This window comes from Amycolatopsis sp. NPDC028719 (assembly GCF_055565395.1).
Genome location: NZ_JBVHUL010000006.1, coordinates 365706 through 379567, shown reverse-complemented (window position 1 = coordinate 379567; position 13862 = coordinate 365706). Strand labels below are relative to the sequence as shown.

At 72.7% G+C, this 13862-nt stretch carries 15 protein-coding genes; 3 read left to right on the top strand and 12 right to left on the bottom strand.

All coding sequences use genetic code 11. The features are described 5' to 3' along the window. The 7 genes from ACZ4TR_RS29710 to ACZ4TR_RS29680 form a co-directional block, all read right to left on the bottom strand. Positions 1 to 1056: an NAD(P)H-dependent flavin oxidoreductase gene (locus ACZ4TR_RS29710; protein ID WP_465290411.1), complete on the bottom strand. Its 1056-nt coding sequence runs from the start codon at positions 1054 to 1056 to the stop codon at positions 1 to 3. Continuing rightward, complete coding sequence (locus ACZ4TR_RS29705; protein WP_465290409.1) at positions 1053 to 1784, bottom strand: CoA-transferase subunit beta; 732 nt, start codon at positions 1782 to 1784, stop codon at positions 1053 to 1055. The genes ACZ4TR_RS29710 and ACZ4TR_RS29705 overlap by 4 nt, the downstream gene beginning before the upstream one ends. Next, positions 1781 to 2644: a CoA transferase subunit A gene (locus tag ACZ4TR_RS29700; protein WP_465290408.1), complete on the bottom strand. Its 864-nt coding sequence runs from the start codon at positions 2642 to 2644 to the stop codon at positions 1781 to 1783. The genes ACZ4TR_RS29705 and ACZ4TR_RS29700 overlap by 4 nt, the downstream gene beginning before the upstream one ends. Further along, the gene (locus ACZ4TR_RS29695; RefSeq protein WP_465290406.1) at positions 2634 to 3374 is read right to left on the bottom strand and encodes an enoyl-CoA hydratase family protein; all 741 of its coding nucleotides are present in this window, start codon (positions 3372 to 3374) and stop codon (positions 2634 to 2636) included. The genes ACZ4TR_RS29700 and ACZ4TR_RS29695 overlap by 11 nt, the downstream gene beginning before the upstream one ends. After that, the gene (locus ACZ4TR_RS29690) at positions 3374 to 4252 is read right to left on the bottom strand and encodes an SDR family oxidoreductase (RefSeq protein ID WP_465290404.1); all 879 of its coding nucleotides are present in this window, start codon (positions 4250 to 4252) and stop codon (positions 3374 to 3376) included. The genes ACZ4TR_RS29695 and ACZ4TR_RS29690 overlap by 1 nt, the downstream gene beginning before the upstream one ends. Further along, a complete protein-coding gene (locus ACZ4TR_RS29685) occupies positions 4249 to 5016 on the bottom strand; it encodes an SDR family oxidoreductase (RefSeq protein WP_465290402.1) in 768 nt (255 codons plus the stop codon). The genes ACZ4TR_RS29690 and ACZ4TR_RS29685 overlap by 4 nt, the downstream gene beginning before the upstream one ends. A 115-nt stretch (positions 5017 to 5131) precedes the next feature. After that, entirely contained in the window at positions 5132 to 5536 is a 405-nt protein-coding gene (locus tag ACZ4TR_RS29680) for a winged helix-turn-helix transcriptional regulator (protein WP_465290400.1), read from the bottom strand. 133 nt (positions 5537 to 5669) lie between these two features. Here ACZ4TR_RS29680 and ACZ4TR_RS29675 point away from each other — a divergent pair, with 133 nt between their 5' ends. Further along, positions 5670 to 6524 carry an SDR family oxidoreductase gene (locus tag ACZ4TR_RS29675; protein ID WP_465290715.1) on the top strand — a complete coding sequence of 285 codons (855 nt, stop codon included), beginning with the start codon at positions 5670 to 5672 and terminating at the stop codon, positions 6522 to 6524. 57 nt (positions 6525 to 6581) lie between these two features. On the opposite strand, the gene ACZ4TR_RS29670 is transcribed toward ACZ4TR_RS29675, so the two are convergent. Beyond that, positions 6582 to 7715, bottom strand: coding sequence for a PucR-like N-terminal domain-containing protein (locus ACZ4TR_RS29670; protein ID WP_465290399.1), 1134 nt, complete (start codon positions 7713 to 7715; stop codon positions 6582 to 6584). 103 nt (positions 7716 to 7818) lie between these two features. Between ACZ4TR_RS29670 and ACZ4TR_RS29665 the strand changes: the two genes are divergently transcribed. Next, entirely contained in the window at positions 7819 to 8484 is a 666-nt protein-coding gene (locus ACZ4TR_RS29665) for a TetR/AcrR family transcriptional regulator (protein ID WP_465290397.1), read from the top strand. Here ACZ4TR_RS29665 and ACZ4TR_RS29660 read toward each other — a convergent pair. Then, entirely contained in the window at positions 8477 to 8659 is a 183-nt protein-coding gene (locus tag ACZ4TR_RS29660; RefSeq protein ID WP_465290395.1) for a hypothetical protein, read from the bottom strand. The two genes, ACZ4TR_RS29665 and ACZ4TR_RS29660, sit on opposite strands and share 8 nt — an antisense overlap. Here ACZ4TR_RS29660 and ACZ4TR_RS29655 point away from each other — a divergent pair. After that, positions 8658 to 9311 carry a cutinase family protein gene (locus ACZ4TR_RS29655; protein WP_465290393.1) on the top strand — a complete coding sequence of 218 codons (654 nt, stop codon included), beginning with the start codon at positions 8658 to 8660 and terminating at the stop codon, positions 9309 to 9311. The genes ACZ4TR_RS29660 and ACZ4TR_RS29655 overlap by 2 nt on opposite strands. An 11-nt stretch (positions 9312 to 9322) precedes the next feature. Here the strand turns inward: ACZ4TR_RS29655 and ACZ4TR_RS29650 are convergent, their stop codons facing one another. The 3 genes from ACZ4TR_RS29650 to ACZ4TR_RS29640 form a co-directional block, all read right to left on the bottom strand. Beyond that, positions 9323 to 10261 carry an alpha/beta hydrolase gene (locus ACZ4TR_RS29650; RefSeq protein ID WP_465290713.1) on the bottom strand — a complete coding sequence of 313 codons (939 nt, stop codon included), beginning with the start codon at positions 10259 to 10261 and terminating at the stop codon, positions 9323 to 9325. Positions 10262 to 10409: 148 nt separating this feature from the next. Beyond that, positions 10410 to 11807, bottom strand: a complete 1398-nt coding sequence (locus ACZ4TR_RS29645) for an MFS transporter (RefSeq protein ID WP_465290392.1) — start codon at positions 11805 to 11807, stop codon at positions 10410 to 10412. Then, positions 11804 to 13798 (bottom strand): MMPL family transporter, encoded by a 1995-nt coding sequence (locus ACZ4TR_RS29640; protein WP_465290389.1) that lies wholly within the window; start codon positions 13796 to 13798, stop codon positions 11804 to 11806. Before ACZ4TR_RS29640 ends, ACZ4TR_RS29645 begins: the two co-directional genes overlap by 4 nt. Positions 13799 to 13862: the final 64 nt, after the last annotated feature.

Here is a 13862-nt window from a genome sequence, read left to right as displayed (position 1 = left end):
TCATCCTCCCGTTCGCCGGCCGAGTCGCCGCAGGATCTCACCTGCCTCGGCCACTGTGCCCTCGACGATCTCGGCCACCGTGGGCAGGTCGTGGATCATGCCCACCACCTGTCCCGACGCTAGCACTCCGGCGTCCGTCCGGCCCTCGACCAGCCCCGCGCGCAACAGCATCGGGGTGTTGGCCGCCATGACCAGCTGACTCCAGGTCAGATCGTTGCCGTGCTTCATCGCAAGGCCTTCTTTGACCATGGCAACCGGGGACAGCCCGGTGATATTCCGGAACCGGAGAGCGTTGCGCGCGGCCTGCGCCAGACCGCGCAGGCGCCCGGTGCGTTCGAGCTTCTCGACGAGGTCGGTGCGCAGCACGCGGTGCGGCAGGCCGTCGACGCGCCGGGTGACGACCGTCCCGGTGAGACTCTGCTCGAGGTAGACGCGCTTGACGTCGTCGGGGACCGTGCTCTCCTCGCTCAGCAGGAACCGGGTGCCCATCGCGACGCCCGCCGCGCCGTACGCGAGGGCCGCGGCGAGACCGCGTCCGTCGAAGAAGCCGCCGGCGGCGATCACCGGGATGTCGACGGCGTCCAGCACCGAGGGCAGCAGCAGCGTGGTCGCCACTCCCCCGGTGTGCCCGCCGCCTTCGCCGCCCTGGACGATGACGGCGTCCGCGCCCCAGGCCGCGACCTTCTCGGCGTGCCGCGCGGCGCCGATCGACGGGATCACGACGATCCCGTGGTCGCGCAGTTTCGCGATCATCTCCTTGCGCGGCGCGAGCGCGAACGACGCCACCCTGACACCCTCGCGGATCAGCAGGTCGACGCGCTCGCCGGCGTCGGCCGCGTCGGCGCGCAGGTTCACCCCGAACGGTTTCTCCGTGCGCTTCTTCACTTCGGCGATCGCGGCTTCCAGCTCGCCGAAGGTCATCGTGGCCGAGGCCAGGATCCCGAGCGCGCCCGCCTCGGCGGTCGCCGAGACGAGCCGCGGGCCGGCGACCCAGCCCATGCCGGTCTGCACGACCGGGTGCTCGACCCCGACGAGCTCGGTCAGCGCGGTCTTCACGCCGGGACTTCCCTGTCGCGCAGGCTTTTCGGGTCGACGACCTCGCGGATGAGCTTCAGCTCTTCGCCGGTCGGCTCTCGGCTGATCTCGAAGCCGGAGAAGTCGATCTCGAACGTCGTGGCCGCCGTGACCTCGTCGCGGGTGACGCCGGGGTGCAGCGACACCGCGCGCATCGCGTGGTCGGCACCCCCGAAGTCGAACACCCCGAGGTTGGTGACGACCCGGTGGACGTCGTGGTACTTCTCCGCCGACGGGCCCGCCTTCGCCGCGTTGTCGTACCCCACGCCGGAAACGACGTCCACTGCGTCCACGAAGACCCGCGAAGAGTGCCGGGGAACCCAGTAGCTGGTGCGGTGGTTGACGGTGTTGCCCGGTGCACCCCGCACACCCAGCAGCTGCTTCTTCGGCCGGGCGTGGTCGCCGATGGCGGAGATGTTCTGGTTGCCGTACCGGTCGATCTGGTTGGCGCCCATGACGACGTGGCGCCGCCCGTGCGGGACGATCGTGTCGAGCATCTTGCGGAACGGCTGCCAGCCCTCGACGACGCCGTCGGTGGTGACCAGGTACGCCTCGCCGTCGGACATCAGGAGGTCGGGTTCGAACGTCAGCCGCGCGAGCTTCGCGCCGAGCTGCGGGACCAGGCCCATCGGGCTGACGACGATCTCGCCGTCGCCGCGGAACAGCTCGGCCACCGCCACTACGGCGATTTCGGCCCGGGTCGCACTCATGCCGCCTCCGCCTCGAACTTGTCCACTTCGGACAGATAGGTGTGCTCGTCGCCGGAGAGGAACCGGTCCACGAACCCTGGCCACGCGTCGGGATCCTTGGCGCAGGCGGCGTAGTGGCGCTGGAACCGTTCGTCCCGGCCGTAGTCCGGCACCGCCGTGGTGAAGTGCGCGCCCCGCGGCGCCTCGACGACGCCGTCGACCGCACCGCGGTTGAGCAGCAGCGACTGCACCGGCCCGCCCGCCAGCAAGTCCGGGGTCTCGACGACCTTTTCGACCGATACGAACCTCTTCGAAGCGGCCAGGCAGAACAGGTCGTCGAAGTACGGGTCGGGGCCGAGGTACTGGGCGTTGCCGCGGGCATCGGCGCGGTTGAGGTGCACGAGCGCGACGTCGAGGTGCTGCGCCGGGACCGCGACGAGCTCCTCGCCGTCGGCGTAGGGCGAGCGCACCGTCCGCAGGTCCGGGTTGGCGCGCATCACCTCGGAGCCGAGCCCGGCACGCGTCGGGAGGAACGGAAGCCGTTGCGCCGCAGCGGAAAGCGCGGCACCGAACATGCCCTCGTCGTACTCGGTGACGGCGATCGCGCCGGTCTCGCGGGCGCGGCCGAACCACGGGTCGAACGGGATCGAGTCGAGCGTGACGAACCCGAACACCACGCGCTTCACCTTGCCGGCCGCGCACAGCAGGCCGACGTCCGGACCGCCGTAGGAGACCACGGTCAGGTCCTTCACGGGCGTGCGGAGGATCGCGCGGACCAGCGCCATCGGCTTGCGCCGCGAGCCCCAGCCGCCGATGCCGAGGGTCATGCCGTCGCGGATTTCCGCCGCGACGTCGTCGGCGGTCGTGCGCTTATCGGCCATTCAAGAACTCCTCGCGGGCTTCGTCGGACGCGCCGAGCAGGTTGAGCTCGAAGGTGAAGCCCTGCTCGAACCGGTAGCTGCGGTGCACCTGCTGGGTGTCGATGCCGTTCAGGGCTTCCTTCGCCGCCCGGATGACCCGCGGGTCCTTCTTCGCGATGTGGCGGGCCACGGCCAGCGCGGCGTCGTCCAGCTCCGCGCGCGGGACGACCTGGTAGACCGAGCCGTGGGTGTGCAGCTCGGCGGCGGTGATGGTGCGCGCGGTGAAGTAGAGGGTGCGCATGAGGTGCTGCGGGACCAGCCGGGCCAGGTGGGTCGCCGCGCCGAGGGCGCCGCGTTCGACCTCGGGGACGCCGAAGGTGGCGTCGTCGGAGGCGATGACGACGTCGGCGTTGCCGGCCAGGCCGATGCCGCCGCCGAGGCAGAAGCCGTGCACCGCGGCGACGACCGGCACCGCGCAGTCGTAGACCGCGCCGAAAGCGGCGTAGCAGCCCCGGTTCGCGCCGACGAGCGCGTCGTAGCCGGCGCTGCGCTGGATCTCCTTGATGTCGACGCCGGCGTTGAAGCCCCGGCCTTCCGCGCGGAGCACGACGACGTGGACGTCCGGGTCCTCGCCGGCCTTCTTGAGCGCGTCCGCCAGGTCGAACCAGCCCTGCACGGGCAGCGCGTTCACCGGCGGGAAGTCGACGGTGACGACTTCGACGTGCGCGTCGCGTTTGATGAGGATGCCCATCAGCTCGCTCCGTAGACGGGTTCGGGCTCGGGCGCGCGCTCGAGCAGGTCCTTCACCACCGGGCCGAGTTCGGCCGGGTCCCAGCGGCCGCCCTTGTCGACGGCCGGGCCGTGCCGCCACGCCTGCGCCACGGAGACCTTGCCGCCCTCGACCTCGAACACCCGGCCGGTCACCTGCGAGGACTCCTCGCTGCCCAGCCAGACCACCAGTGGCGAGACGTTCTCCGGCGCCATCGCGTCGAAGCCGGTGTCCGGATGCGCCATCGACGCGAAGACCGCCTCGGTCATCCGGGTCCGCGCGGCCGGCGCGATCGCGTTCACGGTGACCCCGTAGCGCGCCAGCTCGGCCGCCGCCACGACGGTCAGTCCGGCGATCCCCGCCTTCGCCGCCGAATAGTTGCCCTGGCCGACACTGCCCAGCAACCCGGCGCCGGAACTGGTGTTGATGACGCGCGCGCTCGGCGTGCGCCCGGCTTTAGCCTCGGCCCGCCAGTGCTCGGCGGCGTGCCTCAGCGGGGCGAAGTGGCCTTTGAGGTGCACGCGGACGACGGCGTCCCACTCGTCCTCGCCGAGGTTGACCAGCATCCGGTCCCGGACGAACCCCGCGTTGTTCACCAGGACGTCCAGCCGGCCGAAGCTCTCCAGCGCCGTCCCGATCAGTTCCTTGGCTCCGGCCCAGCCGGCGACGTCGGACGTGTTCGCCACCGCCTGCCCGCCCAGCGCTTCGATCTCGGCGACGACTCCGGCGGTCGCGTCGCCGTCCACGTCGTTGACGACGACCGGCGCGCCCTCGGCGGCGAAGGCCAGCGCGTGGGCCCGCCCGATGCCGCGGCCGGCGCCGGTCACCACGACCACCCGGTCCTGGCACAACCTGCTCACGAATCCTCCCGTTGGTTGACGTCGGCCGCGGCGAGGAACGCCGGGACCTCACCCCCGCCGTGGACGCGCAGAGTCGCGCCGGAGACGTAGGAAGCCAGGCCGGAGGCGAGGAACGCGGCGCACGCGCCCACCTCTTCGGGCTCGGCGAGCCGGCCGAGCGGCACGGTCTTGCCGACCGCCTCGACCGCGGCTTCGCTGCCGTAGTGCAGGTGTGCCTGCTCGGTCCGCACCATGCCGACGTCCAGCGCGTTGACCCGCACCTTGGGCGCCCACTCGACGGCGAGGCTGGCGGTGAGGTTGTCGAGGCCGGCCTTCGCGGCACCGTAAGCGGCGGTCCCGGGCGACGCGCGGGTGCCGCTGACGCTGGAGATCATCACGATGGCGCCGCCGCCGTCCTGACGCTGCATGACGGCGTTGGCCCGTTGCGAAACCAGCAGCGGGGCCAGGAGGTTCAGCTGGACGATCTTGTCGTGCAGCCGCGGCGAGGCGTCAGCCGCCGGCGCATAGGGAGCGCCGCCGGCGTTGTTGACGACGACGTCGAGACGGCCGTGCTTTTTCACGATGCCGTCGATCAGGACCGCGACCTGGTCTTCGTCCCGGACGTCGCACTGGACGAACTCCGCGGTGGTGGCAGTCTCGCGCCGGGCGCAGGTGACGACGTGGGCGCCGTGGGCGAGGAAAACGTCACTGATGCCCCGGCCCACACCGCGGACACCGCCGGTGACGAGCACGACGGCGCCGCTGAGGCCCAGATCGGTCTGCACGTCACAAAACTAGAACACGTTCCAAATTTGGGCAAGGTGCGCACGCGACCCCCAGCGCCGATGGCGGGCGCGCGAGAGGTCTTGGCAGCGAGCCGGGGATGCCGGGTAGAACCCGTTACGAGTCACGCTTCGCGGCGTCGTACTTCGCGTTGGCTTCCATGACCTCGGGCATCTGGCCCTCGACGTCCTGGATGAGCGCCAGCAGGAGCACCGCGGTGCGGCGGCCGCGCGGGGTGAGGCTGTACTCGACCTTCGGCGGGATCGTCGGCTGGGCCTCGCGGTGGACGAAACCGTCGCGTTCGAGGGCCTGCAGTGTCTGGGCGAGCATCTTCTCGCTCACGCCCGACACACGGCGGCGCAGGGCGTTGAACCGGAGCGTGCCCTCGTGGAGCGCGACCATCGCGAGGATCCCCCACCGGCCGGTGATGTGCTCGAGCGTGGCGCGCGAAGTGCACGCCTGCGCGAACACGTCGAACACCAGCTCACCGTGCTCGTCCACCCACTCCGGCGCCTCGCTCATGCCCTCAACGGTACCTCCCCGGCGACGAAAACCCAGGTGAGGATGCTCACCAAGAGTTTGCACTTTCTCAAAGTTAGTACACTCTGTGGGTAAGCAGTCCGTCGGCAAAGTGCGCAGCAGCGAGGAGAAGCAGATGATCGTGGTCACCGGTGCCACCGGCCAGCTCGGCCGCCTGGTCGTGGAAGGCCTGCTGAAGAAGGTGGCGCCCGCCGAGGTCGTCGCGGCCGTGCGCGATCCGGGGAAGGCCGCCGAGTTCGCCGCGCGCGGGGTGCAGGTGCGCCGCGCCGACTACGACGACCCCGCGAGCCTCGCCGCGGCGTTCGCCGGCGCGGACAAGGTGCTGCTGATCTCGAGCAGCACGCCGGGTGGCCGGCTGGCCCAGCACGAAGCCGTGGTCACGGCCGCCCGCGAAGCCGGCGTCGGCCACCTCGCGTACACGAGCGTCCTGTATGCCGACACGACGAAGCTGTCGCTCGCCCCGGACCACAAGGCCACCGAAGAGGCCATCCGGGCGTCGAGCCTGCCGTTCACGTTCCTGCGCAACGGCTGGTACACCGAGAACTACGCGCAGACGATCGGCCAGGCACTCGCCGTCGGGTCCTTCGCCGGCGCGGCCGGTGACGGCCGGCTGGGCGCCGTCCCGCGGCTCGACTTCGCGGAGGCGGCCGTCGAGGTCCTGACCGGCGAAGGTCACGAAGGCCGGGTGTACGAGCTGGCCGGCGACGAGCCGTTCAGCTACGCCGACCTCGCCGCCGCCGTGACGGCCGCGTCCGGCAAGGAGGTCACCTACCAGAACCTCACGGTCGAGCAGTACCGGAAGGTACTCGTCGGCGCGGGCCTGCCCGAGCCGGTGGCGGCCATGCTGGCCGACGCCGACCGCGGCATCGCCGACGGCGAGCTGGCCTCGACGTCCGGCGACCTGAGCCGCCTCCTCGGCCGCCCGACCACGCCGCTAGCCGACGCCGTCACCACGCTGCTCAAGAACTGAAGTCCGTGAAGGCCTCCTTACCGGCCGAAGATGCCGGTAAGGAGGCCTTCACGGCTTTCACGTGCCCGGGGAACGCAAAGCCGAGGCTCGCAACGCCGCTTGCATCGCGAAGCGCGCCTCGGGATCGTCCAGCCGGTCGCCGAAGGCCTGCTTCAGCTGACGCACGCGGTACCGGACCGTCTGCGGATGCACGGACAGCTCCACCGCGATCTTCTCCGAGTTGCCGCCGTTCTGCAGCCACGACAGCAAAGTCTCGCCGAGCCGCCGCCGCGTGCGGTCCGGGAACTGCGTCAGCGGGGCGAGCTCCTGCCGCGCCACCTGGTCCGTCAAGGGCGAGTCGCACAGCAGCCACAGCGTCGTCAGGTGCTCCGCGCACCACGTCACCGGCGCGTCCGGCAGGACACCGTCGCCCACCAGCCGCAACGTCGTCCGGGCCCAGCGCAGGGAATGCGCCGTGGCCGTCGGGGACACCGGCGGGCCCACCGCGGCCCGGACACCGAGAGCGGCGACGAATCGCGCGTCCACCCGGGCCGGCACGACCAGACAGGGCTGCGGCGGCTCGAGATCGGCCAGTACCCCGGGTCCCCACGACGGCGGCACCGGCGACTCGATCGCGACCGCCGCCACCTCCTCGGGCACCGGCCAGCCGGCCGCCGCCGCGAGCTCGGCGAGCACCGCGTCCGTCACCGCCACCGGGCCGGTCACCAGCCGCAGCAGGCGACGGCGCAGGCCCGCCCGCGTGCCGTCGAGCTCCGCCTGCGCCTCGCGGTGCCCGCGGATCGACATCCGCGCCAGCTCGTCCGCGTAGCCGAACAGCATCTCCGCCAGGCGGGCCATCACCGCCGACGACAGCCGGTGCCGGCGGCCCAGGCGCATGATCCAGCGCCAGCCCGCGCGCGTACCGGCCCGGTAGGCCACCTGGAGGTCGTCGAGCGTCCGGCCCTCGTGCGCCTCGCCCGCGCCGAGCCGGCGGCACGTCTCGTACAGCCGGTCCCGCGGTGCGAGCGGATCCTCGACCAGGTCGACGAAGAGCGTCACCGCGCATTCGACGCCGTGGCGGGTCACGCGGCCGTGCCGGGCGTACACCGGGACCTCGCGCCACACCTCCCGGACGATCCAGTCCACCAGCGCGGGCACCGCCGGACGCATGAGGGCGGCAAGCTCCGTGCGTCCGAACACTTCTCGCGTCACCGGGACTTGCTGCCGAGCACCGTCGCCGGACACCAGGTTCCCTCCCGAGGGCGGGCGAGCTTTACCGGACAGTAAAGCAGCGGGGACCGTACAGTACACCTCCATGAGCCGGCCGCGTTCCCCTGATCGATCCAGCACCCGCCGGAGCCCGGCCGCCCGGCCCACCGACGACGAGCTGCTCGACGCCGCCCGCGCGGTGTTCGCCGAACGCGGGTACGCCCAGGCCACCATGGGCCTGATCGCCGAGCGCGCCGACTCCACCAAACCCACCCTCTACGCGCATTTCGGCGACAAAGCGGCCCTGTTCCGCGCCACCGTGACGCGGGAGGTCGCCGCGGTGCGGAAGTGGGTGCTCACCGCCTACGAAACGGCGAGCACGAGCCCGCTCGAAGAACGCGTCCGGCTCGGCGTGATGGCCATGTTCAGCTACGCGGGCGCCCATCCGGACAGCTTCCGGATGTTGTTCGACTCCGCCGTCGACGAGATGTCGGACGAGCGCCGCGCCCTGGCCGACACCGTCACCACGCACGTCGTCGACCGGATCCGGGAGCACCTGCTCGCCCACGGCCGCACGCCGGGCCCGGGCGCGGACCTCCTCGCCGCGATGATGGTCGGCCTGGTCGGCCGGGCCGCGATGCACGTCTCCCACTCCCCCGGCGTCGACCCGATCGCGGCCGGCGAGCTGGCCACCGGGTTCGTCATGGCCGCCCTGCGGGGCCTCGACCCCGCCCTGCTGGACCACGTCGGCGCCGCACAGCACGTCAGCTGAGCGTCCACAAAGGATTTTTTAGCACCGCCCGAACAATTATCCACATCAACGAAAACCACTCTTGCCTCGGCTCGGCATTGACTGCGACGCTGCCCTGACCCCGCACGCGATCGCATTTGGGAAAGCGCTTGCGGGCATTCCCGTTCCCGCCGCCAGCAAAGGTGAGATCAGCCATGCGCCGTTTTTCCGGTCTGCTTTCCTCCGCCATCACCGTCGGCCTCGCCGCGGCCGGGCTCGCCGTCGCCACCGCGCCGGTCGCGTCGGCCGCGCCCTGCACCGACATCGACGTGCCGGTCGCCCGCGGCACGTTCGAGCCCGGCACGCTGGGGTTCGTCGTCGGCGATCCCGTCTACCAGGCCGTGCGGAACTCCCTGCGGCCCCGCTCGCTGAGCAGCTACCCCGTGAACTACCCCGCCGACCTCGGCGAACCCGCGTCGGTCCAGAAGGGCAACACCGACCTGGTGAACCACGTCAAGGCGCAGGCCGCGGCGTGTCCGCAGCAGCGGTTCGTGCTGGTCGGCTACTCCCAGGGCGCCAACGTCGTCGACAACTCGATCGGCGTCAGCAGCGACGGCGCGGTCGTCGGCGGCCCGATCGTCGCGACCATCCCGGCGGAGCTGGCCCCGCGGATCGCGGCGGTGCTGCTGTTCGGCAACCCGATCCGCGCGATCGGCCGGCAGGTGACCGGCCCGTACCAGAGCCGCACCAAGGATTACTGCGCCGCCGGCGATCCGGTCTGCCAGCCCGGCGGCGCGAACTTCCCGGCCCACTTGAGCTACGGCGGCGACGCGGCCGATGCGGCCGCCTTCGCCGCGAGCAAGGTCTGACCGGACAGCGCTCAGGCGGGCAGGCCGAGTGCGCCGGCGAGCACCGGCCACGAGTTGTGCAGGGCCCGCTGCCAGTACGGCCAGCTGTGCGTGCCCGGCCCGTAGTAGTCGACGGTCGCCGGGATGCCGGCTTGGCGCAGCTTGTCGGTGAAACTCCGGGAGGACAACAGCGCCGACGGCTCCAGCACGTCGGATTGCCCTGGTGGGTCGAGCGGCCCGGTCTGCCCGTTGCCGCAGGAGATGTAGAGCGCCGTGCCGCGCAGGTCCTGGACGTGGTCGTAGGGGTTGCGCGCGGACCAGATCGGCTGCATCCCGAAGGAGTCGCCCCAGAGGTTGAGGTAGTTGAAGATCCCGGCGCGGGCGAGGATGCCGGCGATCCAGACCGGGATCCCGGGGTAGAGCGTGTTCGGCACACCGCTGTAGGACGCCGCCGCGGCGAACATCCCCTTGTGCCGGAACGCGTAGGCGAACGCGCCGTACCCGCCGATCGACAGCCCGGCGATCGCCCGGCGCGTGCCGCCGTGATACCCGCGTTCGACGATCTGGCGCACCTCCGCGGTGTGGAACGTGTCCCAGTCGGGCTTGTTCGACAGCCCGAAGTTCCACCACTTCGTGTACATCCCGGCCGGTCCGTCCGTCGGCATCACGACGAGCGCGTCCCGGGTGGCGGTGAACGCCTTCACGTCGGTGAACTGGTCCCACGAGCGGTAGTCGACGGGCTCGCAGCACCCGTGCAGCAGGAACAGCACCGGCCACGTCCGGGTGGGCTGCGCGGCCCACCCGGACGGCACGATCAGCCGGACCATGCCGGTGGTGCCGAGTGCCGGGGAGTCGATCTTCAGGTCCACGGTCCGGGCGTCGAGCCAGGTCTCTTCGACGACCTTCGCGCCGTCATCGGCGACGACCGGGCTCGCCTGGGCGGCCGTGACGCCGCTCGCGACCAGGATCATCACGGCCAGTGCCAGCAGGGTTGCTCTCATCGCCGCTCCTTCACAGGGGATTTCCGTGGTTGTCGACCGGCAGAGTCAGGCGGGCAGTGAATAGCCGCTCCCGGGCCGTTGTCAATCGAGCGGATTCCGGCACTCACCGGCACGCGGATTACGGCACCACGCGTTTGTCACGCGGCGACGAGTTCACGACGGATCGGCTCCGCAACACGCGCACGGCCAGCAGCGCGCCGGTGAGCGTCAGCCCGGCCGCGGCGAGGAGGCCGGCCGTGTACCCCGCGGCCAGCGCCACCCCCGGCGCCGCACCCGCGTCGAGCCGCGTCGTCCGCACCGCCGTCAGCACGGCGCCGATCAGCGCGACGCCCAGCGCGCTCGAGAGCTCGCGAGACGCCGTGAGCAGCCCGGACGCCGTGCCGGACCGCCGCTGTGCCACGACGTCCAGCGCGTGCGACGTCAACGGGGTCGTGAACGCCGAGCCGGCCCCGATGAGCACCAGCCCGGGCAGCCGCGGAAGAACGGCCGGGACGTGGTTCACGACGGCGAGGGCGAGCAGTCCGCAGGCGACCACGGCGAGCCCGGCCGCGACCGTCCGACCGGGACCGAACCGGGTCACCGCCGCCGGGACCGCCGGCGTCGCCGCCACCACCGCGACCGCGACCAGCGCCAGCGGCAACCCCGCCCGGACCGGGTCGAGACCGAGGAACTCCTGGTGCAGCAAGGGCGTGAAGAAGACGATCCCCGAAATGCCGAGGCCCCACAGCACCTGCACGGCGAGCGAGCCGGCGAACACCCGGTTGCCGGTCAGATCCGCCGGTACCAGCCGTTCCCGCGCCCGCCGCTCTCGGAGCACGAACCCCAGGCCGAGCGCGGTGCCCGCGGCGAGCAGGGCAATCCCGGTCCGCGCGTCCTCGGCCAGTTCGACGAGCGCCGCGGTGAGCAGGACCAGGCTCGCCGTCGCGACCGTCATCGCCCCGGCGGCCGGGCGCGGTCCCGACGGGTCCCGGCCGGGCGGCACCGTCCCCGGCAGCAGCACGAGCATCGCCGCCACGAACGGGAGGTTGACGTAGAAGATCCAGGCCCAGCCGAGATATCCGCTCAGCAGCCCGCCGAGCGCCGGGCCCAGCGCGAGCGCGGCGGCCAGGCTCGCGGTCCACACGGCGGCGCCGAGCGTCCGGCCCCGCGCGTCGAGGTTCGACCGGAGCAGGCTCAGCAGGCCGGGCACCAGGAACGCGGCGGCCGCGCCCTGCAGCACCCGGGCGGCGACGAGCAGGCCCACCGAGCCGGCCAGCCCGCCGGCGGCCGCGCCGATCCCGAACGCGAGCAACCCGGCCAGGAGCGTCGCCCGGCGCCGCCAGCGGTCGATCAGGGTGCCCGCCACCAGGAGCAGACCGGCGAACGGGAGCATGTACCCGAGGGCGACCCACTGCAGCGTCCCGAGGTCCAGCCCGAGGTCGCGGGCGATCGAGGGCGCGCCGGCCGCGACGATCGTGTTGTCCAGGGTCGTGACGAACGCGCCGAGCGCGATCAGCACCAGCGTCCGCCGCGTCACCGCGCACTCCCCGCCAGCTCGCGGGCGGCCGGAGCACGCGAGCGCCACGGGAACCACCAGTTGGCTTCGCCGAGCCACGCCATCACCGCCGGGATCAGCACGCACCGGACGACGACCGCGTCGAGGAGCACGGCAACGGTCAGCCCCACCCCGGCTTCCCGCACGGCGCGGGCGTCCACGAAGGCGAACGCCACGAACACGAGCGCCATGATCAGCGCGGCGGCGGTGATGGTCCGGCCGGTCGCCGCGACGCCGTCGACGACCGCGGCGCGGGTGTCACCGCGGCGGCGCCACGCCTCCTGGATGCGCGCGATGAGGAAGACCTCGTAGTCCATCGACAGGCCGAACAGCCCGGCGAACAGGAACACCGGCAGGTACGGCTCGATCGGGCCGCCGAAGGCGAACACGACCGCGCCCGTCGTCGCGGCCGCGGTCAGCAGGTTCATCGCCGCCGCCGTCAGCGGGATCAGCACGCTGCGGAACACCCAGGCGAGCAGCAGCACCGAGATGCCCACGACGCTGAAGAAGAACAGCGGGAGCCGCGCGGTGATGGCCGCGGAGAAGTCGGCCCGCGCCGCGACCGGCCCGCCGACGTGCGTGTCCGGGCCGCCGACGGCCGTGGCCATCGTCCGGGTCCACGCGAGCAGCTCGCCGGTGGCCGGGTCGTCGGGCGCGGTGCGCGGGACGACCGTCAGCAGCCAGCCGCCGCCGGGCAGGGCGGCCGGCGGTCCGGCGTCGGCGCGGGCGAGCAGCGCCTCCCGGAGCGGGCCCGGCGACCGGTCGCCCCTGCCCACCACCAGCAGCGGCGCACCGGCGCCCGGGCCGAAGCCGGCGCGCGAGAGCTCGGCGGCGGTCCGGGTGACGCTGCCGGGCGGGTCGAGAGCGGCGTCCGGGACGCCGAGCCGCAGCCCGGTCATCGGCAGCGCGAGCACGGCCACGACCAGCAGCGCGGCGAGCGTGCACGGGCCCGGCCGCCCGGTCACCGACCGCGCCAGCCGGGCCCAGCCGCCGCCGCTGCCCTCCGCCGGGATCCGCATCCGCCGGGCCACCGGCCGCAGCAGCGCGGGCAGCAGGGTCAGCGCCGCGGACGCGGTGAGCAGCACGGAAACCGCGGCGGCGACGGCGATCCCGGCGAGGAACGGCAGTCCGACGGTCAGCATGCCGGCCAGCGAGACGCACACGGTGATCCCGGCGAACACCACGCTGCGGCCCGACGTCGCCGCCGCGACGGCCAGCGCCGCCGCGGGTTCCGCACCTTCCCGGCGGCCCTGCCGGTACCGCGTGAGCACGAACAACGCGTAGTCGACGCCGACCCCGAGGCCCAGCAGCGCGGCGATCTCGGTGCTGATCTTCGGGACGGTCATGACGTGCGACAGCAGCGAGACGACGGCGAGCGCACAGCCCACCGAGACCGACGCGGTGAGGACCGGCAGCACGACGCACGCCACCGAGCGGAACGTCACCAGCAGCACGAGGGCCGCGGCGAGCAGGCCGATCCCGGCGTTGCCCAGGTCCGGCGCGGTGGCCGTCATCGCGGCGAGCTCCCCCGACGCCCCGGCGGTGAGGTCGCCGGCGGCCCGGACGACGGCCGCGAAGGCGTCCGCCGTGTCCTGGCCGAGGTCGGCGGCCGGCGCGTCGAACCGGACCGGCAGGATCGCCGTCCGGTGGTCGTCCGACACCTGGCCGGGCAGCGGCCCGACGGCCACGACGTGCGGGAGCGCCGCCAGCCGGGCGGCGAACGCGTCGAGCCGGGCGCGGCCGGTGCCGGTGTCGACCGGGCCGTCCGGCGCGCGGACGACGACGTGCTCTTCGCTGCCGGTGCTGTGCAGCAGCCGGGCCGCGGCGGTGCTGTCCGCGGCCGGCAGGTCGACCGTGTCGCGGAAGTCCGCGCCGGCGTGCAGCACGGCGGCGACGAGCCCGGCCAGCAGCGTCAGCCACACCGCGACGACCACGCCGGAGCAGCGGAAGCACCACGCAACGACGCCCGTCATGGTGCTCACGCTAACCACGGAAAGGGCCGCGAAGATACGGTCCGGGCGCACAAATCGCGGTCCG

What these genes read in the sequence shown, in the direction of transcription:
- ACZ4TR_RS29705 (WP_465290409.1), bottom strand. Translation starts at nt 1,784, where the DNA reads ATGAGTGCGACCCGGGCCGAAATCGCCGTAGTGGCGGTGGCCGAGCTG.
- ACZ4TR_RS29700 (WP_465290408.1), bottom strand. Translation starts at nt 2,644, where the DNA reads ATGGCCGATAAGCGCACGACCGCCGACGACGTCGCGGCGGAAATCCGC.
- ACZ4TR_RS29695 (WP_465290406.1), bottom strand. Translation starts at nt 3,374, where the DNA reads ATGGGCATCCTCATCAAACGCGACGCGCACGTCGAAGTCGTCACCGTC.
- ACZ4TR_RS29680 (WP_465290400.1), bottom strand. Translation starts at nt 5,536, where the DNA reads ATGAGCGAGGCGCCGGAGTGGGTGGACGAGCACGGTGAGCTGGTGTTC.
- ACZ4TR_RS29675 (WP_465290715.1), top strand. Translation starts at nt 5,670, where the DNA reads ATGATCGTGGTCACCGGTGCCACCGGCCAGCTCGGCCGCCTGGTCGTG.
- ACZ4TR_RS29665 (WP_465290397.1), top strand. Translation starts at nt 7,819, where the DNA reads ATGAGCCGGCCGCGTTCCCCTGATCGATCCAGCACCCGCCGGAGCCCG.
- ACZ4TR_RS29655 (WP_465290393.1), top strand. Translation starts at nt 8,658, where the DNA reads ATGCGCCGTTTTTCCGGTCTGCTTTCCTCCGCCATCACCGTCGGCCTC.
- ACZ4TR_RS29660 (WP_465290395.1), bottom strand. Translation starts at nt 8,659, where the DNA reads ATGGCTGATCTCACCTTTGCTGGCGGCGGGAACGGGAATGCCCGCAAG.
- ACZ4TR_RS29650 (WP_465290713.1), bottom strand. Translation starts at nt 10,261, where the DNA reads ATGATCCTGGTCGCGAGCGGCGTCACGGCCGCCCAGGCGAGCCCGGTC.
- ACZ4TR_RS29640 (WP_465290389.1), bottom strand. Translation starts at nt 13,798, where the DNA reads ATGACGGGCGTCGTTGCGTGGTGCTTCCGCTGCTCCGGCGTGGTCGTC.